This is a genomic window from Pseudarthrobacter sp. 10T415, assembly GCF_056394175.1.
The window spans coordinates 441,079-463,951 of sequence record NZ_JBFTHJ010000002.1 but is presented as its reverse complement, the minus strand read 5'-3'; the positions used below and the strand labels follow the sequence as shown (position 1 = coordinate 463,951).

General features: G+C 61.9%; 25 protein-coding genes. 6 read left to right on the top strand and 19 right to left on the bottom strand.

Annotated features, from left to right (window positions below; translation table 11 throughout):
* Nucleotides 1–21 precede the first annotated feature (21 nt).
* The 14 genes from AC1DBN_RS04925 to AC1DBN_RS04860 all read right to left on the bottom strand — a co-directional run bounded on the left by AC1DBN_RS04925 (nt 22) and on the right by AC1DBN_RS04860 (nt 10,326).
* A complete protein-coding gene (locus AC1DBN_RS04925; protein WP_477722672.1) occupies nt 22–981 on the bottom strand; it encodes a TadE/TadG family type IV pilus assembly protein in 960 nt (319 codons plus the stop codon).
* Entirely contained in the window at nt 969–1,343 is a 375-nt protein-coding gene (locus AC1DBN_RS04920) for a TadE/TadG family type IV pilus assembly protein (protein WP_477722671.1), read from the bottom strand. The genes AC1DBN_RS04925 and AC1DBN_RS04920 overlap by 13 nt, the downstream gene beginning before the upstream one ends.
* Nucleotides 1,344–1,434: 91 nt before the next feature.
* Entirely contained in the window at nt 1,435–1,635 is a 201-nt protein-coding gene (locus tag AC1DBN_RS04915) for a Flp family type IVb pilin (RefSeq protein WP_477722670.1), read from the bottom strand.
* Between the two features lie 252 nt (nt 1,636–1,887).
* Nucleotides 1,888–2,103: a Flp family type IVb pilin gene (locus tag AC1DBN_RS04910; protein WP_477722669.1), complete on the bottom strand. Its 216-nt coding sequence runs from the start codon at nt 2,101–2,103 to the stop codon at nt 1,888–1,890.
* A gap of 8 nt (nt 2,104–2,111) precedes the next feature.
* Nucleotides 2,112–2,987 carry a type II secretion system F family protein gene (locus AC1DBN_RS04905; RefSeq protein ID WP_477722668.1) on the bottom strand — a complete coding sequence of 292 codons (876 nt, stop codon included), beginning with the start codon at nt 2,985–2,987 and terminating at the stop codon, nt 2,112–2,114.
* 11 nt (nt 2,988–2,998) lie between these two features.
* On the bottom strand, nt 2,999–3,949 hold the full coding sequence (locus AC1DBN_RS04900; RefSeq protein ID WP_477722667.1) for a type II secretion system F family protein: 951 nt from the start codon (nt 3,947–3,949) through the stop codon (nt 2,999–3,001).
* A gap of 2 nt (nt 3,950–3,951) precedes the next feature.
* The gene (locus AC1DBN_RS04895; protein ID WP_477722666.1) at nt 3,952–5,427 is read right to left on the bottom strand and encodes a CpaF family protein; all 1,476 of its coding nucleotides are present in this window, start codon (nt 5,425–5,427) and stop codon (nt 3,952–3,954) included.
* Entirely contained in the window at nt 5,424–6,629 is a 1,206-nt protein-coding gene (locus tag AC1DBN_RS04890; RefSeq protein WP_477722665.1) for a CpaE/TadZ family protein, read from the bottom strand. Before AC1DBN_RS04890 ends, AC1DBN_RS04895 begins: the two co-directional genes overlap by 4 nt.
* Nucleotides 6,626–7,402, bottom strand: a complete 777-nt coding sequence (gene cpaB / locus AC1DBN_RS04885) for a Flp pilus assembly protein CpaB (RefSeq protein ID WP_477722664.1) — start codon at nt 7,400–7,402, stop codon at nt 6,626–6,628. Before cpaB ends, AC1DBN_RS04890 begins: the two co-directional genes overlap by 4 nt.
* Nucleotides 7,403–7,424: 22 nt before the next feature.
* Nucleotides 7,425–8,384, bottom strand: coding sequence for a Tad domain-containing protein (locus tag AC1DBN_RS04880; protein WP_477722663.1), 960 nt, complete (start codon nt 8,382–8,384; stop codon nt 7,425–7,427).
* Between the two features lie 32 nt (nt 8,385–8,416).
* On the bottom strand, nt 8,417–8,755 hold the full coding sequence (locus AC1DBN_RS04875; protein WP_477722732.1) for a TadE family protein: 339 nt from the start codon (nt 8,753–8,755) through the stop codon (nt 8,417–8,419).
* A gap of 124 nt (nt 8,756–8,879) precedes the next feature.
* Nucleotides 8,880–9,080, bottom strand: coding sequence for a Flp family type IVb pilin (locus AC1DBN_RS04870; RefSeq protein WP_477722662.1), 201 nt, complete (start codon nt 9,078–9,080; stop codon nt 8,880–8,882).
* Between the two features lie 145 nt (nt 9,081–9,225).
* Nucleotides 9,226–9,426: a Flp family type IVb pilin gene (locus AC1DBN_RS04865; protein ID WP_477722661.1), complete on the bottom strand. Its 201-nt coding sequence runs from the start codon at nt 9,424–9,426 to the stop codon at nt 9,226–9,228.
* A gap of 279 nt (nt 9,427–9,705) precedes the next feature.
* Nucleotides 9,706–10,326 (bottom strand): prepilin peptidase, encoded by a 621-nt coding sequence (locus AC1DBN_RS04860; RefSeq protein WP_477722660.1) that lies wholly within the window; start codon nt 10,324–10,326, stop codon nt 9,706–9,708.
* Between the two features lie 342 nt (nt 10,327–10,668).
* Between AC1DBN_RS04860 and rplM the strand changes: the two genes are divergently transcribed.
* Together rplM and rpsI are read left to right on the top strand one after the other, a co-directional pair.
* The gene (rplM, locus tag AC1DBN_RS04855; RefSeq protein WP_015937805.1) at nt 10,669–11,112 is read left to right on the top strand and encodes a 50S ribosomal protein L13; all 444 of its coding nucleotides are present in this window, start codon (nt 10,669–10,671) and stop codon (nt 11,110–11,112) included.
* Nucleotides 11,113–11,151: 39 nt separating this feature from the next.
* On the top strand, nt 11,152–11,658 hold the full coding sequence (rpsI, locus tag AC1DBN_RS04850) for a 30S ribosomal protein S9 (RefSeq protein WP_056075274.1): 507 nt from the start codon (nt 11,152–11,154) through the stop codon (nt 11,656–11,658).
* 60 nt (nt 11,659–11,718) lie between these two features.
* On the opposite strand, the gene AC1DBN_RS04845 is transcribed toward rpsI, so the two are convergent.
* Nucleotides 11,719–13,683 carry an ArnT family glycosyltransferase gene (locus tag AC1DBN_RS04845; RefSeq protein ID WP_477722659.1) on the bottom strand — a complete coding sequence of 655 codons (1,965 nt, stop codon included), beginning with the start codon at nt 13,681–13,683 and terminating at the stop codon, nt 11,719–11,721.
* On the bottom strand, nt 13,680–14,921 hold the full coding sequence (locus AC1DBN_RS04840) for a bifunctional glycosyltransferase family 2/GtrA family protein (RefSeq protein WP_477722658.1): 1,242 nt from the start codon (nt 14,919–14,921) through the stop codon (nt 13,680–13,682). Before AC1DBN_RS04840 ends, AC1DBN_RS04845 begins: the two co-directional genes overlap by 4 nt.
* Nucleotides 14,922–15,105: 184 nt before the next feature.
* Here AC1DBN_RS04840 and glmM point away from each other — a divergent pair, with 184 nt between their 5' ends.
* On the top strand, nt 15,106–16,467 hold the full coding sequence (gene glmM, locus AC1DBN_RS04835; RefSeq protein ID WP_477722657.1) for a phosphoglucosamine mutase: 1,362 nt from the start codon (nt 15,106–15,108) through the stop codon (nt 16,465–16,467).
* Nucleotides 16,468–16,526: 59 nt separating this feature from the next.
* Here glmM and mscL read toward each other — a convergent pair whose 3' ends face one another.
* From mscL to coaA, 3 genes are all read right to left on the bottom strand, one after another.
* The gene (gene mscL, locus AC1DBN_RS04830) at nt 16,527–16,916 is read right to left on the bottom strand and encodes a large conductance mechanosensitive channel protein MscL (RefSeq protein ID WP_268156743.1); all 390 of its coding nucleotides are present in this window, start codon (nt 16,914–16,916) and stop codon (nt 16,527–16,529) included.
* Between the two features lie 90 nt (nt 16,917–17,006).
* Complete coding sequence (locus tag AC1DBN_RS04825) at nt 17,007–17,879, bottom strand: M15 family metallopeptidase (protein ID WP_477722656.1); 873 nt, start codon at nt 17,877–17,879, stop codon at nt 17,007–17,009.
* A gap of 5 nt (nt 17,880–17,884) precedes the next feature.
* The gene (gene coaA / locus AC1DBN_RS04820) at nt 17,885–18,880 is read right to left on the bottom strand and encodes a type I pantothenate kinase (RefSeq protein WP_172829987.1); all 996 of its coding nucleotides are present in this window, start codon (nt 18,878–18,880) and stop codon (nt 17,885–17,887) included.
* 104 nt (nt 18,881–18,984) lie between these two features.
* Between coaA and glmS the strand changes: the two genes are divergently transcribed.
* From glmS to AC1DBN_RS04805, 3 genes are read left to right on the top strand one after another with little or no spacing between them, the layout of a single operon-like run.
* A complete protein-coding gene (glmS, locus tag AC1DBN_RS04815) occupies nt 18,985–20,877 on the top strand; it encodes a glutamine--fructose-6-phosphate transaminase (isomerizing) (RefSeq protein WP_477722655.1) in 1,893 nt (630 codons plus the stop codon).
* A gap of 4 nt (nt 20,878–20,881) precedes the next feature.
* Complete coding sequence (locus tag AC1DBN_RS04810; RefSeq protein ID WP_013601780.1) at nt 20,882–21,229, top strand: holo-ACP synthase; 348 nt, start codon at nt 20,882–20,884, stop codon at nt 21,227–21,229.
* Nucleotides 21,230–21,259: 30 nt separating this feature from the next.
* Entirely contained in the window at nt 21,260–22,870 is a 1,611-nt protein-coding gene (locus AC1DBN_RS04805; protein WP_477722654.1) for an NAD(P)H-hydrate epimerase, read from the top strand.
* Nucleotides 22,871–22,873 lie beyond the last annotated feature (3 nt).

The window sequence follows — 22,873 nt, the reverse complement described above, 5'->3', positions numbered from 1 at the left end:
GTGTTTCTCCGTGGTTCTTGGTCAGAGGGTGAGGCGGGCGATGGTGGCGCCGTAGTTGGGCGTGCTGCCGAGTTCAAAGCCTTGGGCCAGGGAGACGAACTTCACGAAGTAGCCCCTGATGGTCTTGTTGGCCACCTTTGATCCCGCTGCCCAGCCGATACTTGGGAATTGGTAGCCGGTCACGTGGAACGCGGCGAAGCCTTTGATGTAGTACTTGCCGCTGGAGCCGGTTCCTGTTGCCAGGTCGTACATCGGCAGTAGGACGGTTTGGTTGTTCATTTGGCTGAAGTCCGCGGCGGTGCAGGTGGAGGGGGCGCTGGCGCCGGTGTCGCTGGCGAACCAGATCCCGGCGTTGTTTGACGCGCCTGCCGTAGCGGTGATGGCGCATTTGGACGAGCCGGTCTGCATCCAGCCGAACCCGCCCGGGATGCCGCCACAGCCATTGACTGACTGTTCCAGCACCTGTTCAGCGCCCTGCGCCCCGCCGGCGGGAATGTTCAACTTGCAGTAGGCAATGGCCAGCGGCAGGATGACGGGTCCTTTGGACGGGGTTCCCCATGTGGCGGAGGCTTTGGCGCCTACCTCCTTGCTGGGAATTCCGATTGCATTGGCAAAGAAGAGGGAGACAGCGTTGTCCGGGCTGCCCGTTTCTTTGGCGCTGGTGGTTACCGATACGGTCCGGGCGGTCTTGTCGAGCTGGATGCTGTAGATATTGCTCATGCCGTCCAAGGCGTTCTGGTTGGCCAGGCTGCCGGCGAGTGTCGCCGTCGTCGAGCATTGAGCGTCCGCAGCGTTCTTGGCGCACTTCTGCGCCACCGCCATGGCGGAGGTGTCCGCCCCGTTCTGCAGCTGCACGCGTTCGGAGTAGATGACCCCCACATCGACGGCGATTGCAACAAAGCCGAGCAACGTCACCAGGAGGATGGCGACGATGACCGAGACGGCGCCTTTTTCGCTGTTGTCTTCGCCTAGCCGCCGCACAGCATGACCCCCTTGCCCGTCATGGGAAAGGGGCCAGCGATGCCGGTGATGGTGGAGAGGTTGTAGCTGATGGTGACGGTCACCTGCTTGTCGGTGCTGCAGGTGGCGGGGCTGATGGTGATGTTCGAATCCGGGATGGTGCTGCTGACGGATGCGGCCGCGCTTCTTGCGGCTGTCCTGGCGCCCGTGGGGTCATTGGCGATCGCCATGACTCGGACACCATCGCGGGCGGCATTTGTGAGAGTGATTTGGGCGTTGTAGGCGCGCCCGAACTCGATGGTTCCCAGCACCAGCATCAGGAGGAGGGGCAACAGGATCGCGAATTCGACGGCGGCTGCACCGCGCTCCGAATCGTTAGTCACCTGCTGCACCTCCTCCTGGTTTGCTTGGTTTGCAACACGTTATGGGTGCGCGGTTCCGATATGGGGTCCGGGACCGGGACTGGCGAAATGCTTAGGCGCCGCCGGCCGGTGCAGCGGGCTTGAGGGTGTTGTTCACGGTGTCAAAGAAGCCGTCCAGAGTGCCACCCAAAGTGCTGACAGCGACAATGATGACAACAGCGATGAGGCCGACCATGATGCCGTACTCGACGGCGGTGGCGCCCTTCTCGTCGCTGCGAAGGCGGATCATGAGGTTGGTGTAGAGAGAAAGCATTTTGTACTCCTGAGCGAGACGGATGGCTGGCCCTTCACCAGCACTGAAACGAAGTTAGCAACGCGAATCAGCGTCTTTACGGGATCTTGCAACATCCTGTGCCAAGCCTCTGAAAGCTGCGCGTTTCCTGTGGTATCACTTGCCCTGTCTTGCGCTTCCGCTGGGATTTGCCATTGCCCGGGCACACAAAAGGACCCCCTCGGTTCTGGGTGCCGAGGGGGTCCGGTCTTTGAGGCGCCGGGGACGCGGTGGTTAGGGAATGCCGAGCGCTGTCCGGAGATCCGATGTCATGTCTTGGTAGTGAAGGTTCAGTGCCTGGCCAAAGGCAGTGATCCCGAGCACCAGGGCGAACGCCAGGAATGCCACCAAGATCCCATACTCAGTTGCGGTAGCCCCTTCTTCACGATGGCTGAAGTTCCGAAAAGCCCGGAGTACGACGCCGATTGTGAAACTACTCTTGCGACTCATTCTGACTCCTATGAGAAGACGGACATGATCTGAAGCACGGCGGGACCAAGGAGCACAATGAACAGCGTCGGGAGAATGAAGAAGATCAGTGGAAAGAGCATCTTCACCGGCATCTTCATGGCGTGTTCCTCAGCGAGTTGTCGGCGTTTGATGCGCATGTCCTTGGCCTGTGTCTTCAGGACATTGGCTATAGCAATTCCATATGCATCCGCTTGGACTACGGACCGCACGAATGTGCGAACGGACGGGACATCCACTCGTTCGGAGAGGGCAAGGTATGCCTCCTTGCGGGATCGGCCCACTTGTATGTCTTGCAGCGTCCTGATCAGTTCTTCAGCCAAGGGTCCGCGCCCATTCTCTCCAGCCCGGCCCATGGCGGTTTCAAAACCGAGGCCCGCCTGAACCGAAATCAGCATCTGGTCCAAGGCATTGGGCAGTTCAAGCCGAATGGCTTCGCGCCTTTTCTGCGCTCGATTCCGCAGCAGAAGGTCGGGAATGAAATATCCCAGGGCCACAATGAGCACGGCCATCACGAATCGTCCTGCCGAGGGGGCACCGAGGAAAAGCATGAAGCCAATGAGGGCGCCTCCGAACGCAAGCATCGGCTTGACCATGAGGATCCGGGCAAGAGGCCACTGCTTGGGGCGGCCGGCCCCGGACAGCTGTTTGTCGAGCCAACCTTCATAGCCCTTGGGCGTGATCCTCTGTGAAAGCTCCGCGAGGTGCTGGCTGACGTTCAGTGACTGGGCCGCTTGGCTGGGACGACCTCCGAGGTTGGCCTTAATTCGGCGCAGCGCGGCCCGGTCGCCGGTGAACGAAAGCCAGACCATCCCCGATACAGGAATGACTATCGCCAGGATTGCGGCTAGTGCGATGGGTTGCATCTTCTTGCCCCTTAGTATTTCGGCTTAATGATGCGGCTGAGCCAAAGGCCACCGACTGCCAGGAGAGCGACGGCAGCGGCCAGCATGGCAAAGCCGATGAAGGTCGTTGTGAATACCCGCGCATATGTCGGGTTGAACGTGACCAACCCGATGAACATCAGTATTGGCAACGCCATGAGCACCATGGCCGAAATGCGGCCCTCTGCGCTGAGTGCCCGCACTTGGCCCTTAACTTGGTTCCGGTCCCGAATGGTTTCGCCGACGTGATCCAGAACCTCCGCCAGGTCGCCACCCACTTCACGGTGTATTTCGATGGCTTGGGAAATCCAGTAGAAATCCTCACTTGCCGTCCTTCGGGAGACGTCGGCCATCGACTCACCCAGGTCCCGGCCAATTCGGGTCTCATTCACGATTCGGCTCAGCTCTTCGGCCATCGGACCCTGGTTCTCCTGGGCTGCGGCATCAATAGCCCTTAGGAGGCTGTGGCCTGCACGCAGGCCTCCCGAGAACATTTGCAGTGTGTCCGGCACTTGTGCGTCAAAGGCCTTCCGGCGTCTGGCAGTCAGCAGATTGAGCCCGAGGTAGAGGAGGACTGGCGTCAGGATGAGCGCCAGGACGCCAATGCCAATGCCACCCACGAAGAAAGCTGTGACAGTAGACACCAACGTTATGGCCCCAGCCATGAGCAGATAGTCGCCAGGTTCCTTGTTGAGTCCGGCCTCTTCCAGCTTTTCCCTGCTGAAGATGCTGGTGGGGCGCTTCTTCAATCCACGGTTGAGGACGCCCACTGTTTGGTTGGTCAGCCGGGTCAGTCCGGATGAGTGCTGGACGCTGTCTGGGCGACGCCTGGACATGGGGACGCCAGACCTGCCCTTCCAAACAAAAGCGAATAGCACAGCAACGGATGCATAGACCAGAATGAGCCCGACGACGAACAGAGCCACCGGAACGTCCGTGCGCATGGCTACCTCCCCCTCACCGGGTCGGCGCCAAAGATATGCGGCGACACATGGATACCCAGATCCGCGAAACGGTCCGTGAATCGCGGACGAACACCCGTAGGAACAGGTTTCCCAAGGAACCGACCGGTGGAGTCAATGCCCGCGGCGTAATCAAAGACGAATGCGTCCTGAAGCGTGACGATGTCACCCTCCATGCCCTGGACCTCGGTTATATGGGTGACGCGCCGGGTGCCATCACGAAGCCTGGAGATATGCACAATGAGGTTTACTGCCGACGCGACCTGCTCCCGGACCGCGCGCAAGGGAAGGTCCATACCAGCCATGAGAACCAATGTTTCCAAGCGGGCTATGGCGTCTCTGGGCGAGTTCGCGTGGACCGTGGACAGGGAGCCGTCGTGGCCGGTGTTCATGGCTTGCAGCATGTCGAGGCACTCACCGCCGCGGACTTCGCCGACGACGATACGGTCGGGACGCATGCGCAGCGAATTCCTTACCAGGTCACGGATGGCGATTTCGCCCTTGCCCTCGATGTTGGCAGGGCGGCTCTCCAGCCTGACCACATGGTCCTGCTGGAGTTGGAGCTCAACCGCGTCCTCAATCGTGACGATGCGATCGGAGGTGGGAATGAACGAAGACAGTGCGTTCAGCAGGGTGGTCTTGCCGGTACCGGTGCCGCCGGAAACAATGATGTTCATCCGGGCTAGAACACAAGCCTGCAGGAGTTCGGCCATCTCCGGGGACAGGCTGCCAAAGGCAATCAACTTGTCGACAGTCAACGCGTCTCCGCCAAACTTTCGGATGGTCAGTGCCGGCCCGTTCACGGCCAAAGGAGGGATGATGGCATTGACTCGCGAACCGTCGGTAAGCCGCGCATCCACGAGTGGCGAGGACTCATCGATCCGTCGGCCCACTTTGGAGACGATGCGCTCAATGACTCGACGTAGGGCCTCGTCCGACGCAAACTTGGTGTCGGTAAGTGTCAGCTTTCCTGCCCGTTCGATGTAGACCTGATCGAACCGGTTCACCATAACTTCGGTGACGGAAGGGTCGTCAAGGAAACGTTGGATGGGCCCATGACCGAGTACGTCATCGATGATTTCCCGGATCAGTCGTTGCCTTTCTGCCGACGTCAATGGCACTTGTTCCTCGTCCACAACGACCTTCAGCTCGTCTTTGACGTACTGATGCAGCTCTGCTTCTTCGAGAGACGAATCTGTGATTCGGGCCCCGAGCCGTTCGTAGAGCGCCTGGCTTGCGCGCTCCTTCAGTGCACTCAGCGCTCCGCTTGCAACAGCCGCCGTCGGCGCGAGCTCCACGACTTCTGCGATCTCGGCGGATTTTGCCTCGTGGATTCTTCCCAGCGTCGCTGGTTCAGCCGGAGCGGGCTGTGGCGCAAAGGGGTTCTTTTGTTCCGGCTCGGCGGCGGGCATGGTTGGCTCTGCGCCGCGCACCTTTTCGAGCCTGCGTGAGAGGTTCACTGGACTACCGCCCTTCGATGCAACTTCTTGTGTGGTCTGGCTTCCCAATTCGGTTTGAAGCGGTCGACGAGTTGACGCAAGCCCTTCGTGGCGGGGTCCCTGCTGTTGTCCTGGAGCAAGGGGACACCCTTGTTCGTCGAAAACGGCAGGTTCCGGGAACGGGGGAGAACGATGTCAACTGGAGCCCCGATCGTTGCCTCAACATCACGAAGGGTTAGGCCACTTCGGCGGTCGGCCATGTTGAGGACGACATGACGCGTCTCGGGAAGCAGGCCAAGCTCTGCGAGAATCTGATTCCCCGTACGAAGGCCTCGAATGCTTGGAACGTCCATCCCACAGATCCACACGGCGTCGGATGCCAGATCCAGAGTCGCCAGGACGTGTTCCCCGAGCCCCGGGGCCGTATCGACAACGACGTACTGGAACTCTTGGCGAAGCTGAGACAGGAGATGGCTAACGTGTTCCCCGCTGATCCGGTCCATCTCGACCGGATTCTTCGGCGCGCATAGGGCGTAAATACCCGCCGGATGCAGCGTGAGGTAGGTCTTGAGAACCATGGAGTCCTGGCTCGCAGCGCCGACTACCGCGTCGGTAATTGTGTGCTCCGGCTCCAGCATCAGGCCGCTCGCAACATCTCCGAACTGCAGATCAAGGTCGACAATCACCACACCCATTGGCGCGGCTTGGCCAAGACCCACGGCAATGTTCGTAGCTACAGTTGTCTTGCCCACACCGCCCTTGGGAGAAATGACGGCGATGATGCGGCCGCCGGCAGCGTGCTCATTATGCTCGGAACTGCTGGGGGCGAGGCCCCTCCTGCGACCTGCTGATGCGAGGCTTGCCCGTTCAACGATGATTCGGATGTGGTCTGCTTCTGCGGAGGGGGCCAGGAGGTCACGGATACCAGCGCGCATCGCCTGGATAGCCAGGTCCGGCGAATCGCCGGCGGCCAGGATCAAGCTGATCTCCGGATACTGGAGGTCCATCACGGAAGCGAACTTGAGTGCGTCCTCCGACGGGAGACCTGGTCCAAGAATGAACACCTCAGGAGGTTCGCCCAGCATTTGCCGAAGGACCTCTTCAGGGCTCTGCGGGAGGTAGTCTGCCTGGAAGAACTGGAGGGAGCCAGTCATTCCCGCAGTTGCCATGCGAACGCGGCGCTCGAACTCCGTGTTAGGGGTGATGAGTACGAAGCGGCTCATCGGAATACCTTCGTCTTGTCCACCACACCGCTGTTTCCTTCGGTGGCGTCCTTCGGTTCCTTGGACAGGTAGACCTTGCCGAATTCTGCCGCGTAGACCATGCGTTCAGCGTCTACCGAATTGCTGGCGACGGTAATGAGGTAATTGCCATCGCTCTGGTTTTCATTCGAGCTAAGGGAGCTTCCGGATGCGCCGGCATCGCCTGAGCTCGCCTGGGACGGGCTGCCGTTGCTGTACTGCGTGGCCGTGACGAGCACCTTGTGGAATGTGAGTTGGGTTCCCGACGACTGGGCAGCGTTGTCTCCGCTTCCTGAAGTTTCTGTCAGCGAGATGAAGACGCCGACAGTGTCACCGGCAGCAATCTTGCCTCCCACAACCCTCTCGATTGGCAGTTTGAGTGAAATCTCCTGCATTCCGCCTGGAACGGCGACCCGGGATGGGCCCATGAAGGATGCAGCTTCGACCAGCCGACTTGCAAGCAGCTGTTCGCCGGGTACGAGGGAGACCGCAGTCACTTTCGTTCCCTCCTCCGCAAGATCGGTGACCGTGTCACCGGTAAGAGCGGACTTGGGCAGTGACTTCTTTGCCACCATGCCGCTGATCTCGCTAGCAGGCGTGCCAGCCGGTATCGGTGCCTGCACTACCAATACCTCGGCAGTTTCAGTACCGGCCATGGCGCGGGCGTCGGCTCCCTGTACGTATGTGATGAGAAGGACGGTGCCGGCTATTGCGATGACCAGCGCGGCGATGCCTCCCAGTAGGCGTGCTTTCACTTTCTTCCCCTTAGATGGTGCGTTATTTGATCAAGCCCAGGACGATGACGTTGCCCGTGGGTGTAGGTGTTCCCCCTGTGAAGAGGTTCGGATCCGCGGAATATCCCATGAACGTTCCGTAGAGCCCTTTCTCACTGGAGCTGAAAACGGAGTCGTTGTACTTGGCCTGACCCGTGAGGTTCCAACCCTGGAGCTTGAATCCGGCCCATTTTTCGATGTAGTACTGCACCGCGCTACCTGTGCAGGAGCCGAACTGCGCTGATGGCATTCCTTTGCAGGTGTATTTGTAGACCGGCAGCGCGACGGTCGAGTTTGGAAGAGAGGGGTTGATCGATGGGTTGAAGAGGTCCGTGCAGCCGTTGGGAACACCCATGCCGGCACTGGTAAGGCTCCATTTGCCGATTTCCGCCGTTACCTTGCAGCCTGCTCCGCCGTCCGGCATCAGCCAGGCGAAGCCGCCCGGAATAATCTGGTTCGATGGATTCACTCCATTGCAGTCCTGGGCTCCGTTGCCGCCGCCCTGTGTCAGGATCTTGTGCGGCAAGCCGTCGTCCTTGAACTCACACGTTGCGAAAGTCAGAGGAAGGACGGTGATCCCTTTGGTGGGGTACATCCATTTCGCTGTGGCTGTAGCGCCAACGGTCGCCGCGGGAGCGTTCAAGGCGCTGGCGAACATTTTGGTCAGAAAACCGGCGTTGGTGATGCCGTCCTTTGTCGAAGTAGTAACCGTTACTTGACCCGGGACTGAGAGATCCACGGACTGGACAGTCGACTTGCTGTCATTCGAGTTGCTGTTCGCGAGTGCGTCCGCCACTGATTTTGCTGCTGCCTGGGTACATCCACCGCTTACGGAACAGAGATCTGCACCCGCCAGAGCGCCGGCGTCAGCGCCATTCTGAAGCTGCGCCCGCTCTGCATAGATTTGTCCGGTATCCACCGCCAACGCGCCGGCGCCGATAAGGACAACCATCATGATGGCCACCAGGACACCTGATGCTCCTCGCTCCGAGTCCCTTAACCGTTGCATCGCATGGCCCCTACTCCGGTGACGGTGACGGTGCTTCCAAAAAGCCCGGTCAGCGTGGACGCCGGATAGGTGATGGTGACCTTTGCCGTGGTATCGGGCGTGCACGCCGCCGGGCTGAAGGTGTAGGCGAATGCCGCGGAATTGATGCCAGGAGCCCCCGCGACGGCGGCGGCCTTGGCGCCGGCCTGATCGTTTTTGACAGCCATGGTCCGCGCGGCTTCACGGGCTGCCTGAGTTACCGAGATTTGGGCGTTGTAGGCGTTGGCAAACTCCACGATGCCGATAACCAGAGTTAGCAGCACGGGAGCAACCAAGGCGAACTCCACGGCCACCGCACCGCGGCTTTTGTGATCCGAGTCTTTCCGTGTCTTCAACTGATCCCCCAGGGATGAGTGGGTTGAAAAGGAGTGCACCGCTTCCTTGGATGCGATGCACCCCCTTCGGGCAGTGCTACCAGCCGCCAACCGTGGTTCCGAGGTTGGTGAACCAGGTGTTCAGGGCCCCGCCGAAAGCGGTGACGCCGACGATAATCAGAAGAGCAATGAAGGCGACCAAAAGTGAATACTCGGTGGCCGTTGCTCCCTTTTCAGATGAGAAGCGATCCTTGACGCCGGCAACGAGGGCGAGCAAGGAGATCATGGAGGTAGACATAAGAAGTTCCTTTAGCTGTCGTAACTATCCGCCGGGTTGCACTGGCCATAAGGGGCAGTTGTTTCAGTTGGTGGCGGGACATAGTGAATCTTGAATGTGGCGCGCCCGAGAGTGTCTCGTGCGCGCCACCGGCAAGAAATGCGGCCTACCAGCCGCCGACGCGAGTGCCAAGGTTGGTGAACCAGGTGTTCAGTGCCCCGCCGAATGCGGTGACGCCGACAATGATCAGCAGAGCAATGAACGCGACCAGGAGTGAGTACTCCGTTGCAGTCGCGCCCTTCTCGGAGGAGAAGCGATCCTTGACGCCGGCGACAAATGCCATCATCGAGACCATGAGAGAAGTCATTGTATTTTCCTTTAATTCGGTGAAATGGAATTTATTTGATTTCAACGAATTTCCAGCTGCCCCCATAATTCCTTAGCGGCTGGACTTCGCTAAGAAGAGATTGTCATTGGGGGATAGCGGCAACAATGCGTAGTGGTACTCGACTTTTTTGGCGGGTCCTGAAAGTACGTACTCAGAATCGGTTGACGGTACTCAGAACCGAAATCGAGTACACCGACGACTACTTGGATTGGCTCGGCGTCAGGATCCGCTGAAGCTGCTAGTCGGGTGCTGGGCCAGCTAGTGAACGAGGAGGCTGATGGCCAGTACCGAGCCAAGCATTGACGGCCCGTGGGCGACTTCCGCGGCGTTTCTGCGGCCTTTTTGAGCGACGACGGCGATGGTGACGACGCCGTTCAGGATGAAGCCAAGGAGGCCTCCGTAGAGGAGATGGGTCCAACCTAGGTACCCGAGGAAGAGGCCGACCGGTGCCGCGAGCTTGACGTCCCCCATTCCGATGGCTCCTGGTGAAATCAGCCCCAGAATTAGATAGCCGGCGAACAAAATGACAATGCCGAGCAGCGCACGAAGCATATTGTCAGCATGCTGATTAAGCGCTGTTGGCGCCAGTAGGAGAACAGTTCCACCGACCAAAAGCATTAATACAAGAGGATTCGGCAGTAGGTGAAGTGAGAAATCAATCCTGGCCAGTTGAACTCCGAGCACGGCGAGGAATAGAAATGCCGGCAGGGTCCAGGAAACTCCGAACCGCACTGCAAAGGCAGCGCATACAACTCCCGTGAGTGCCGCCGTCGTAATCCTTGCCGACGGCGAGGGTGTTCCGCCCAGGCGGGGAAGGAGCCTTGCGATCAGAACCTCCGCGGCCGGGGAGAGTGTGGCCCCTAAGAGTCCTGCGCCCATCTCGAAAGCCCATCCGGCGCCAACGCCAGCACCTTCTGTAAACACCGCGACCCCCTGCGCTTATCCTGCCTGCGGCGCTGTGATGGCCTGCGGCTACCTCATTTTGACCCTGAAGCCCCTGACACGCTAATCTTGTAAGTCGTTGTGCGTGTCCTATTCCGATGGTGCGTGCCCGATTGAGAATCCGGTTGCAGGATAGCTACTCAACGTGCACATTCGGAACCTCAGGATGACTGGTTACATAGAGCCCTCACCTCTGTTCCGGTAGCGCGCAGGAAGTAGGTGCTCACCCCTGAGTGGCGCCTAAACAAAGAACGCCAGAACAAGAACGAGGCAAACACCGTGCGTACGTACACCCCGAAGCCCGGCGATATCAACCGCCAGTGGCACGTCATTGACGCCACCGACGTTGTCCTTGGTCGTCTTGCCAGCCAGACCGCAATCCTGCTGCGCGGCAAGCACAAGGCCACTTTCGCGTCCCACATGGACATGGGCGACTTCGTCATCATCATCAACGCTGAGAAGGTTGCCCTGACCGGCGCCAAGCTGGAGCAGAAGCGCGCATACCGCCACTCCGGCTACCCGGGCGGCCTGACCTCCGTCAACTACGCGGAACTGCTGGAATCCAACCCGGTCCGCGCCGTTGAGAAGGCCATCAAGGGCATGCTCCCCAAGAACTCCCTCGCTGCACAGCAGCTGGGCAAGCTGAAGGTGTACCGCGGTGCTGAGCACCCCCACGCCGCACAGCAGCCCAAGACTTTCGAAATCACCCAGGTCGCCCAGTAGTCCTGGCCACCAAACAACTTACTTAATACAAGGAGAATCGTGGCTCAGAACGAAGAACTGACCACCGAAGCCGTTGAGGCTGAGGAAATCCCCACCAGCTACACCTCTGAGAGCTCGGCTGCCGAAGCCGCTCCCAAGAAGGAGCGCCCGGCACTGACCGTTGCCGGCGCAGCAGTTGGCCGTCGCAAGGAAGCCGTTGCACGCGTTCGCGTTGTTCCGGGCTCCGGCAAGTGGACCATCAACGGCCGCGCGCTGGACAACTACTTCCCGAACAAGCTGCACCAGCAGGACGTCAACGAGCCCTTCAAGATCCTTGATCTCGAAGGTGCCTACGACGTCATCGCCCGCATTCACGGCGGCGGCATCTCCGGCCAGGCCGGTGCCCTGCGCCTCGGCATCGCCCGTTCGCTGAACGAGATCGACGTCGAGAACAACCGCGCCACCCTGAAGAAGGCCGGTTACCTGTCCCGCGACGCTCGTGTCATCGAGCGTAAGAAGGCCGGTCTCAAGAAGGCCCGCAAGGCTCAGCAGTACTCCAAGCGCTAAATCCGCTTGCACAGAAGCCCGTCCCGCCGTCTGGCGGGGCGGGCTTCTGTCTTTTCAAATTCAGGGTTTGACCAACCGGTAGACCGTAGTGTTGCCGACCTTTTCAGGATGATAGTTCTCGGACACCCACTTGGAGATGCCAGTCGATTCGGAGTCGAGCGCTTGTACCTCCAGAAAGGCCTCCTGTTCAACAAACAAGCAGACATCGCCCGATGCAACCATCTTCTTGAACGTGTCGAGAGTAGGGGATGGGTCGCTGCCCGCGAAGCCTCCCAGCGGCATTACGGCTCGACCTGATTCCAGCTGGAGCCGCGCCGCGGTCTGACTCGCGTAGCTCGCGGCCGTCCACTTGCAGCCGGTCGAGTCGCGAAGAGCGTCCACTACTTCAGGGTCCGGCTGCCGACCAAAAGCTATGTCATGCCCCCAAGGCAATTCATTATTCTTTAGAGATTCTAAAAGATGGCTGATGCCAGCGGGGTTTTGGGATAGGACACCCGACAGTGGATTAGATCCGGTGAAGCTCGACGTGACGTTGTGTATCGATGTAACGGCCGGACCTGTCACGAGTGCAATCAGAAGTACGATTGCTGCACCGATTTCGACAATTCTGGTGGGAGGTTTGAGAATAAGGGCGGCGATTGAGGAGACTCCAGCGACGAGGATTGCGGTCGGCAGCCAATCCGGCCATCCCACCGTACCTCTCAAGATGAGCCACGATGTCAGAATTCCAACTAACGCAAGTCCGCCCCACAGGATCCGGGTCCGGGAGAGCCGCCGTCGAGATATAGCACGATCAATCGCAATGCCCAGGATCAGTGCTATCGGGGGTGCCATTACAGCGGTGTAGTAGGTGTGAATCTGGCTGCCCATATAGCTCAATACTATGAAGGCCGTAACAAGCCAGATGCTCGAACAGACTATAAGGGCCCGGTATGCCTTGCACGCTTTTGCCTGCCTCCACGAGCAAGCAATCAAGATGGCGGCTGCCAACGCAACATAGAGGAGCCAAGAAGCTTCTTGATTGTAATTGGCATTCAAAAGCCGAAGTATTCCTGCGTCGCTATCAACAGTACTGAATGCAGCGGGTACCTGCATGGCCTCGGGTATAGCCTCTCCGCCTGAGATTCTGTCGACTCCGTTATAGCCGAGCGTCAGCTCCACTATGCTGTTCGTCCGCGAACCGCCCACGTACGGCCTTTGAGTTGCTGGAGTCAGCTCCACGATGGCCATCCATGCCCCCCCGGTAACAGCCGTGGCCAAGCAAGCAACAGCAGCGGAGCGCAGTCGGGTTAGCCATGGCAACGGGCAAAAGGCGAGGTAGGCAATACCCAGCGCCGGCATGCTGAGAAGGCCCTGCAGCTGTTTGGTCATAAAGGCCAGGCCAAGGAATGCGCCGGCGATTGCGAATAAATGTGCGTTTCCGGATTCGATACTTCGGATTGTGAACCACAATGCTGCCGTCATGAGTAACAGCATCAACGGGTCAGGATTGTTATAGCGGGAAAGAAGCGTAACTATCGGAGTGGTGAAAAATGCGACGGACGCCAAGAGGGCCGCGGCGGCGGAGATGTAACGTCGGAGAATCACGTAGATAAGCAGCGTGGTCCCCACGCCCATGAGAACCTGCGGCATGAGCATTGCCATCGGGTTGAATCCAAACAATCGGACTGAGATGCCCATGATCCAAAGACTTAGAGGTGGTTTGTCGACTGTAATTGAATTCTCTGGATCAGAAGAACCAAAAAAGGCTGCTTTCAGGTCCATGGAACCTGCCTGTACTGCAGCGCTGTAAAAGTAGTTCGCCCATCCGTTAGCGGTCAAGTTCCATGAGTAGAGCGCAAAATTGGCCAGCAGAATAAGGAGTAGCGCTGGTCGCTCCCACCAGGGGTCCCCAACTCTTCCGCGCAGGAATTTACCAGTCGCGGAATAGAATCGGTTTTTGAGCGATATCGCAGGGCTGATATGGCGGATGCCGGGCCTATCAAGGGCACCAGCTAGTTGTTCGACAACACGGACAGGGTTCACAGCGCGCTTCCCTTAGGGGCCAGTGCAGAGGCCACATGCGTGAGTTGCTGGCGCCGCTCACGAACTCCGAACACCCACAGACGCAGGAGAACGAAACGCATCAGGGTGGCCAGAACGTTTGCGGCCGTGAGAATCAACAGTTCCACGTTGGGCGCGGCATCTGGATGCAACGCATGGAGCGTCAGCAGCGATGAAGACGTGATGCTCCAGGCGAGCAGGAACACGATGAGCCCTTGAAGCTGCTGGGTGAAGAGTTTGGCTGGCCCGCTGATACCGAAGGTGAAGCGCCTATTGGCAGCCGTGTTGCCGACGGCGGTCAGCAGCAGCGCAAGGAAGTTCGCTTCCTGTGCACCGAAAGGCCTTTGGAGCACGAGATAGAGGAGCGCGAAGGCCAGGGTCGAAGCAACCCCTACAAGTCCAAAGCGGAGAACTTGGCCGAAAAAGCTTGGCCGGCCCAGAGGGACGATCGGCCGGCGTCCGAGCTCGGCATAGATGGCCTGCACGGGAATCGCACCTTTAACCAGGGACCCGCCCACCCGCACCATGCCACGAAGGTCGTCGAATGCGGTCTGCTTGATATCCACCCGGCTGTCCGGGTCATCAACCCAGTCAACAGGAATCTCGTGGATGCGGAGTCCGGACCGCTCAGCAATGATCAGCAGTTCAGTGTCGAAAAACCAGCCGTTATCCTCCACGTGGGGGAGCAGGCGTTTGGCCACATCAGCCCGAATGGCTTTGAACCCGCACTGCGCGTCAGAAAAACGAACCTGCATCGTTCGCCGCAGCAGGAAGTTGTAGGAACGGGAAATGAATTCGCGCTTTGGGCCACGGCTCACCCTCGAACTCTGGCCCAGTCGCGTACCAATAGAGATGTCGGAGTGCCCGGACAACAGGGGTGCCACCAGAGGTGGAAGCGCGGCCAAGTCGGTTGAGAGGTCCACATCAAGGTATGCGAGCACTTTGGCTTCCGAGGCGCTCCAGGCATCTCTCAGTGCCAGTCCGCGCCCTTTAGCCTCAAGCCGACGGTATCCGACGTTCTCCAAGTGCTCGCTGAGTCGAGCGGCAATCACCGGCGTCCGGTCGGTGCTTGCATTATCGGCGATGGTGATTCTCCACGTCGACGGCATTTCATTCGTCAAGTATTCGGCGAGCCTTGTGATGCTGCTTTCGAGTACCGCTTCTTCGTTGTAGACCGGTACTACAATTTCGAGCGCCAAGCCCCCATAGCTAGGTGTCATGAATGGATCGTAGGGGCCGCCAATTGGGCGTGGCGAGGCTTTTGGCCGAAGACAGGTAGCAGCGAAAAGAACCAAGTAGTCCCAGTAATTGCGCCTACCGGAAGGCAGGTACCCAACAGGTAGAACCAGCTCTTCTTTGGCCGCCTACGCAGGTGCTGCCACCGCCATCCCATACACTTGACCGGTGTCTAGATTATTTGGAACTGATGGTGTCCGGGGGCTGGCCAACGGGCTGCTGACTGCAGAGCTGGCCCTGCAGCTGGCCCAGGCGGCCGCCGTCGTACTTGGCCACGACCGCAACTCCAACGGCTCCCGGCCGCGCGCCGTGGTTGCCCGTGATCCGCGTGCCAGTGGGGAATTCATCGCCGCCGCGGTGGAGGCAGGGCTCTCCAGCTCGGGCATTGACGTCTACGACGCCGGCGTCCTCCCCACCCCGGCCGCCGCGTACCTGGTGGCAGACCTGGAAGCCGATTTCGGCGTCATGATCTCCGCCTCCCACAACCCGGCGCCGGACAACGGAATCAAGTTCTTCGCCCGCGGCGGCCAGAAACTCCCTGATGACGTGGAAGACGCCATCGAGGCTCAGATGCACAACGAGGCCGTCCGTCCCATCGGTCCCGACGTCGGGCGCATCCAGCGCTTCTCCGACGCCGAGGACCGCTACGTCGTCCACCTCCTCAGCACCCTCCCGCACCGCCTTGAGGGCCTCACCGTGGTCCTGGACTGCGCCCACGGCGCCGCCAGCGGCTGCTCACCGCAGGTGTTCAAGGACGCCGGCGCGGACGTCATCGTCATCGGCGCCGACCCGGACGGACTCAACATCAACGACGGCGTGGGCTCCACCCACCTCGGCCCGTTGAAGGAAGCAGTCCTCCAGTACGGCGCGGACCTTGGCATCGCCCACGACGGCGATGCTGACCGCTGCCTGGCCGTGGATCACGAAGGCAACGAAGTGGACGGCGACCAGATCATGGCGATCCTCGCCGTCGCCCTCAAAAAGGCCGGCAAGCTGAACGACGACGTCCTGGTGGCCACCGTCATGAGTAACCTCGGCCTCAAGATCGCCCTCCGCGAAGCCGGCATCAGCATCCGCGAAACAGCCGTGGGGGACCGTTACGTCCTCGAGAACATGCGCGAAGGCGGCTTCAACCTCGGCGGGGAACAGTCCGGCCACGTCATCTTCTCGGACCACGCCACCACCGGCGACGGCCTGCTCACCGGCCTGCAGCTCGCCGCCCAGGTGGCCCTGACCGGGACGTCCCTCAAGGACCTGGCCGCCGTCATGACTAAGCTCCCGCAGGTCCTCATCAACGTAAAGGGCGTGGACCGCACGAAGGTCAACAGTAATGACGTCCTGGCCCAGGCCGTCAAAGCCGCTGAGGCTGCCCTCGGAGAGACCGGCCGTGTCCTCCTCCGCCCCTCGGGCACCGAACCGGTGGTTCGGGTCATGGTGGAGGCCGCCGACGAGGAAACCGCGCAGTCCATTGCCGAACACCTGGCGCAGGTGGTCCGCACGGAACTCGCGCTGGAACTCATCAGCGAATAGCTGCACATACGAATGAGGCCCGCTTCCACAAATGGAAGCGGGCCTCATGTGTATATCGGCTAGGACGAGCGGCTTCGCAACTCGTCGCGGATCTCGGTGAGCAGGGCGATCTGCGGATCCTCGGCAGATTCTTCCTTGACGTCAGGGTTGATGCCGAGACGGCGGTTGCGCCGTTCGATCATGTGGTTCATGGGCAGGACCACAACAAAGTAAATGGCGGCGGCGATCAGCACGAACGAGATGACGGCGGAGATGACGCGGCCGTAGAGGAAGCCCTCCCACTGCATCTCCTCGATTCCCTTCGCCTGGAACAGAAGGCCGATCAGCGGTGTGAGCAGTCCTTCCACGATGGATGTGACGACGGCGCCGAATGCGGCACCCATCACGACAGCGACGGCAAGGTCTACGACGTTGCCCTTCATGATGAAATTCTTGAATCCGGTCAACATGAGTTCCAAGCTAGCCCACGTCTGTTAACCCTGTGTGAACCCCGGCCCCTATTTTGAACCGTGTTGGGAACCTAACGGCCGCGTTGTCCGTTAGGGATACCCCGGTGCCGCCCCTACGCCGAAGTACTCCTCGAGCGTGACAACCCCGCGTGCGGACATGTCCGTGGCCGCCTCCACGCCGATGTACCGCAGGTGCCACGGCTCGTAGTAGTACCCGGTGGTTTCATGGAACATCCACGGATACCGCACCACGAACCCGAACCGGTGGGCGTTGGCTTTCGCCCACACGGCGGCAGGCTGGTCGGCGAAGCACGGCTGGAAGGCGCATGCTCCGCCGCCGTCGGCAATGTCGAAGGACCAGCCCGTCTGATGCTCCGAGTAGCCCGGCCGGGCGCTGGCCGTGTCCGCGTCCGCCTGGCCGCGCGCGGCCACATACCCGTTGTACGTGGACACTTGCGTGGCATAGGAGCGGTACCCGCTGGCCAGGACCATGACCACGCCGTCCCGCGCGGCAGCCGCGAACATCGCCTCGGCCGCTGCCGCCGTCGTACTGTTCAGCAGCGCGGACTCACCCGATGCGGAGATCCCGACGGCGGGACTCACCAGGTCCGCCGGCGCATAGTCAGCGGGGGCCAGCGGCCGGTGCTTGTTGACCACTACCCACGGGCTGGCCGGATCGGTCAGGGAAAACTGGCGGGGGAGCGCCGCTGACGGTGAGGGGGCTGCGGAAGGTTCCGGCGGTGTGCCGGTCGCCGTCGCTGCCTCCGGCGCGGCAACCGGGGTGCCCGCCGCCGTCGGGGACGGAACCGGGGGAGCCGACGGCGGGACAGACGACGGCGGCGCAGCCTCAGGCGCGCCGGGCGTGCAGGCGGTGAGTACCGTCAGCCCGGCCCCCACGGCGAGGAAGCGGGCGAAGCTCCGGCGGCTGGCCGTTACGGCTGAAGCGGCGCAGTTGTGGCACACCTGTGCTAGACCTTCCTCAGGAGCATCCGGCGGATGGTGTGGTCGGAGTCCTTGGTGAGCACCAGCTGGGCCCGGCCCCTGGTGGGTAGGACGTTCTCCTCCAAGTTGGGCTCGTTGATGCGCTTCCAGATGTCCCGGGCGGTGCTCTCCGCCTCGTCATCGGACAGGCTGGCATACCGGTGGAAGTAGGACTCCGGCTGCGCGAACGCCGTGGTCCGCAGCTTCCGGAACCGGTCCACGTACCACTCCTCGATATAGGAGGTCTTGGCATCCACATAGATGGAAAAGTCGAAGAAGTCGCTCAGCGCCAGCCCCTGCCGGCCGTCATGCCTGGGGCGCGCCGGGGCCAGCACGTTCAGGCCTTCCACAATGAGGACATCGGGCCGGCGGACCACCACTTCTTTTTCGGGAACGATGTCGTACGTGACATGCGAGTACCAGGGTGCGTGGACTTCCTCGGCCCCGCCCTTGATTTCGCTCACGAACCGCAGCAGCGCCCGCCGGTCATAGGACTCCGGGAAACCCTTCCGGTCCAGCAGCTGCCGCCGCTTGAGCTCGGCCAGGGGATACAGGAAACCATCCGTCGTGATGAGCTCCACGTTGGGTGTGCCGGGCCAGCGCCGGAGCATCTCCCGCAGCACGCGCGCAATGGTTGACTTGCCCACGGCAACGGATCCGGCAACGCCGATGACGAACGGGGTGCGCTGGGTCTGTTCGCCCAGGAAGGTTGTGGTGGCCGCGTGCAGCTGCCCGGCTGCTTCCACATAGAGGTGCAGGAGGCGGGACAGCGGAAGGTAGACCTCTCGGATTTCCTTCATGTCCAGGGGATCGCCAAGGCCGCGCAGGCGGACAATATCCTCTTCGTTGAGGGGTTGTTCCATCTGGGCTGCCAGCCTGGACCAGGTCTGCCGGTCCAGTTCCACGAACGGGGAAGCACCCTCCCCGTTCGCCTCGTTGCGTTGCAAAGTCACGTTAGAGATTCTGCCCCGCACTCCGCGCATAGCGAAATGGAAGCGGCTCCGGGGCGCGGCGGTCCGGGCAAGAAGTGCTCAAGATCCGGTTCCGGGTTACAAGCAACCAGTTCCCACCCGATACTCTTGAGGCTATGTGTGGAATCGTGGGTTATGTAGGCCGTTCTGTTGACGGCGCTGTTAATGGTCACAGTGCTTTGGACGTTGTCCTTGAGGGGCTTCGCCGGCTGGAGTACCGCGGTTATGACTCGGCGGGCGTTGCTGTGGTCTCGGATGGTGTGATCGAGTCGCGGAAGAAGTCCGGGAAGCTGAGCAACCTGCTGACTGAGCTGGAGGAGCGTCCCCTGCCGGAGACCCTGACCGGCATCGGCCACACGCGGTGGGCCACCCATGGCGGCCCCACGGACCGTAACGCGCACCCGCACCTGGCCGATGGCGGGAAGCTGGCCGTGATCCACAACGGCATCATCGAAAACTTTGCCGAGCTGAAGCTCGAGCTGGTGGAAAAGGGTGTGACCTTCCTGTCCGAGACGGACACCGAGGTTGCTGCCGCGCTGCTGGCGGACATCTTCCGGAACCAGCTGGGCGGGGACGTCTCCAACGGCGGCCTGACCAAGGCCATGGAACTGGCCTGCCAGCGCCTCGAGGGCGCCTTCACGCTGCTGGCTGTCCACGCGGACCAGCCCGACGTCGTGGTTGCTGCCCGCCGTAACTCACCGCTGGTGGTGGGCTTGGGCGAGGGGGAGAACTTCCTGGGCTCCGACGTGTCCGGGTTCATCGATTACACCCGCCGCGCGGTAGAGCTGGGCCAGGACCAGATTGTCACCATCACCGCTGATTCGGTGGAGATCACTGACTTCTTCGGGAACCCGGCGGAGGGCAAGGAATACCACGTTGACTGGGACCCGGCCTCGGCGAAGAAGGGTGGCTTCTCCTCGTTCATGGAGAAGGAAATCCATGACCAGCCCGACGCCGTGGCGCAGACCCTGCTGGGCCGGTCGGACCTGGAGGGCAAGCTGACCCTGAATGAGCTGCGGATCGACCCGGAGCTGCTTAAGCAGGTCAACAAGATTGTGGTGCTGGCCTGTGGCACCGCCGCGTACGCCGGGATGGTGGCCAAGTACGCCATTGAGAACTGGTGCCGGATCCCCACCGAGGTTGAGCTGGCGCACGAGTTCCGGTATCGGGATCCGATCCTGGACGAGAACACCCTGGTGGTGTCCATCTCCCAGTCCGGTGAGACCATGGACACCCTGATGGCTGTCCGGTATGCCCGCGAGCAGGGTGCCAAGACGATCTCGATCTGCAACACCAACGGCTCCACCATCCCGCGTGAGTCCGATGCCGTGCTGTACACGCACGCCGGCCCGGAGATCGCCGTGGCGTCCACGAAGGCGTTCCTGGCCCAGATCACGGCCGCGTACCTGCTGGGACTGTACCTGGCGCAGCTGCGCGGGAACATCTTCTCCGGCCAGATCAAGGACGTCCTCGCGGACCTGGCCAAGATCCCGGACAAGATCCAGACCATCCTGGACAACGCCGGCCCCCTGCGGGAACTGGCCCGGTCCATGGCTGATGAGAAGTCGGTGCTGTTCCTCGGCCGGCACGTGGGCTACCCGGTGGCCCTGGAAGGTGCGCTGAAGCTCAAGGAGATCGCGTACATCCACGCCGAAGGGTTCGCCGCCGGCGAGCTCAAGCACGGCCCGATCGCCCTGATCGACGAGGGCCAGCCGGTGTTCGTGGTGGTCCCGTCTCCGCGCGGCCGCGATTCGCTGCACGCCAAGGTGGTCTCCAACATCCAGGAAATCCGTGCCCGCGGCGCCCGGACCCTGGTGATCGCCGAGGAAGGCGACGAGGCCGTGAAGGCCTACGCCGAGCATGTTTTCTACGTCCCGGAAACCCCCTCGCTGCTGATGCCGCTGCTGACCACCGTCCCGCTGCAGATCTTCGCCGCGGAACTCGCCGCAGCCAAGGGCTACGACGTGGACCAGCCGCGCAACCTCGCCAAGAGCGTCACCGTAGAGTAGTCCCATGATCGTTGGCATTGGGGTAGACGTAGTAGACATCGAGCGGTTCGGCCGCCAGCTGGAACGGACACCGGGCCTTCGGGACCGGCTGTTCGTGCCCGCCGAGCGCGAGCTCAACACCCGGTCCCTGGCTGCCAGGTTCGCCGCCAAGGAAGCCGTGGCCAAGGTCCTTGGCGCGCCTGCCGGCATGAACTGGCAGGACTGCTGGATCGGCCTGGACCACAACGGGCCCACCGTGCAGGTCAAGGGCACGGTGCTGGCAGTCGCGGAGGCTAAGGGCGTCAAACGCTGGCACTTGTCCATCAGCCACGACGGCGGCATCGCCACTGCAACGGTCCTGGCCGAGGGCTGACCCGGCCCCGCCGCCGCAGGGACCCAGACGATGATCAGCGCCTACAGCGGAACGCAGGTCCGAGCCGCCGAAGAGCCGCTCCTCGCCGCCGGCCTCGGTGACGTCCTGATGCAGCGTGCTGCCCATGGCCTCGCCAACGCGGTGATCACCGAACTGCGCTCCCGCGGGCGCCGTATCTACGGGACGCGCCTGGTGGTGCTGGCCGGAAAAGGCAACAACGGCGGCGACGGCCTCTACGCCGCAGCGTTCCTCGCGGCCCGCGGGATGCGGACGACGGCGGTTCTCACCGGCGGTGCTGCCCACCCGGCGGCGCTGGCTGCTTTTACACGCGCCGGCGGCCGTGCGGAGGAACTGACCGATGCGGCACTTGGTGGGCTGGCCGCGGAGACCCTGCGTGCCGACGTCGTCATTGACGCCATCCTGGGCACCGGTGCTAAAGGCGGGCTGCGGGGGAGTGCTGCCACGTTGGTCCAGGCCGTCCTCGAGGCGCGCCACCCTGCCCGCAGCGACGGGTTCGTGGTGGCCTGTGACCTGCCCAGCGGCGTTAACGCGGACACCGGCCAGGCTGCCGGACCGGTGCTGCCCGCCGACCTGACGGTGACGTTCGGCGGAGCCAAGGCGGGCCTGCTGGCTGACCCCGGCGCGGACCATGCAGGCAGGGTGCACGTGGTTCCCATCGGCATCGAAGAACATCTTCCTGCTCCGGTCCTCCGCCGGCTCAGTGAGGCAGAGCTCTCCGGGCTTTTGCCGCACCCCGCCCGCCGGGCGCACAAATACTCGCGCGGCGTCCTGGGCATCGTAGCCGGCTCCGCGCAGTATCCGGGCGCTGCCGTGCTGGCCTGCCGCGGGGCACTTGCTGCCGGCGCAGGCATGGTCCGGTATCTCGGCCCGCCCGAGGTGGCTGACCTGGTGCGCCAGTCCTGCCCGGAAGTGGTGTGCAGCAACGGATCCGTGGCGGACAACCGGGTGCAGGCCTGGCTGGTGGGCTCGGGCATGGGGCCGGAGGACCACGAACAGCTGGCGCGGGCGCGCGATGCCATCGAATCTGGCCTGCCCGTTGTGGCCGACGCCGGCGCGCTGCCGGCGCTGCCCCAAAAACTCGCACCGCACGTGGTGCTGACACCGCACGCCGGCGAGCTCGCCGCGCTGCTGAAGCGCTTGGAGGGCGAAGCCGACGCCCGGTTTGGCGACCGCGGGGCCGTGGAAGCCGCCACCTTCGACGCAGCCCGCAAGGCGGCGGGCCTGACCGGGGCCACCGTGCTGCTCAAAGGTCCCGCCACATTGGTGGCCGCGCCGGGCGGCGGAGCCTTCAGCCAGGCGGACGGCACGCCCTGGCTTGCCACGGCCGGAAGCGGCGACGTGCTGGCCGGCGTCATCGGCGCCCTGCTTGCCCAGGCGGGTCCCGGCGTCGACCGTTTCCGCCCTCTGGGCATCGACGACGACGGCCGCTGGGCTGCGCTGGCCGCGCTGGGAGCTGCGCTTCACGGCCTCGCCGGGAGGGCGGCGTCGGACGCGCGCTCGGGCGGTCCGATCACCGCCGGTGCGGTGGCGAATGCCATACCCGAAATCTGCGGTAAAGTCAGCATGCTTAGTAACTCTGGAGCCTGGAAACGTAATAGTCACAGCCAACCATTACGGTAGGCA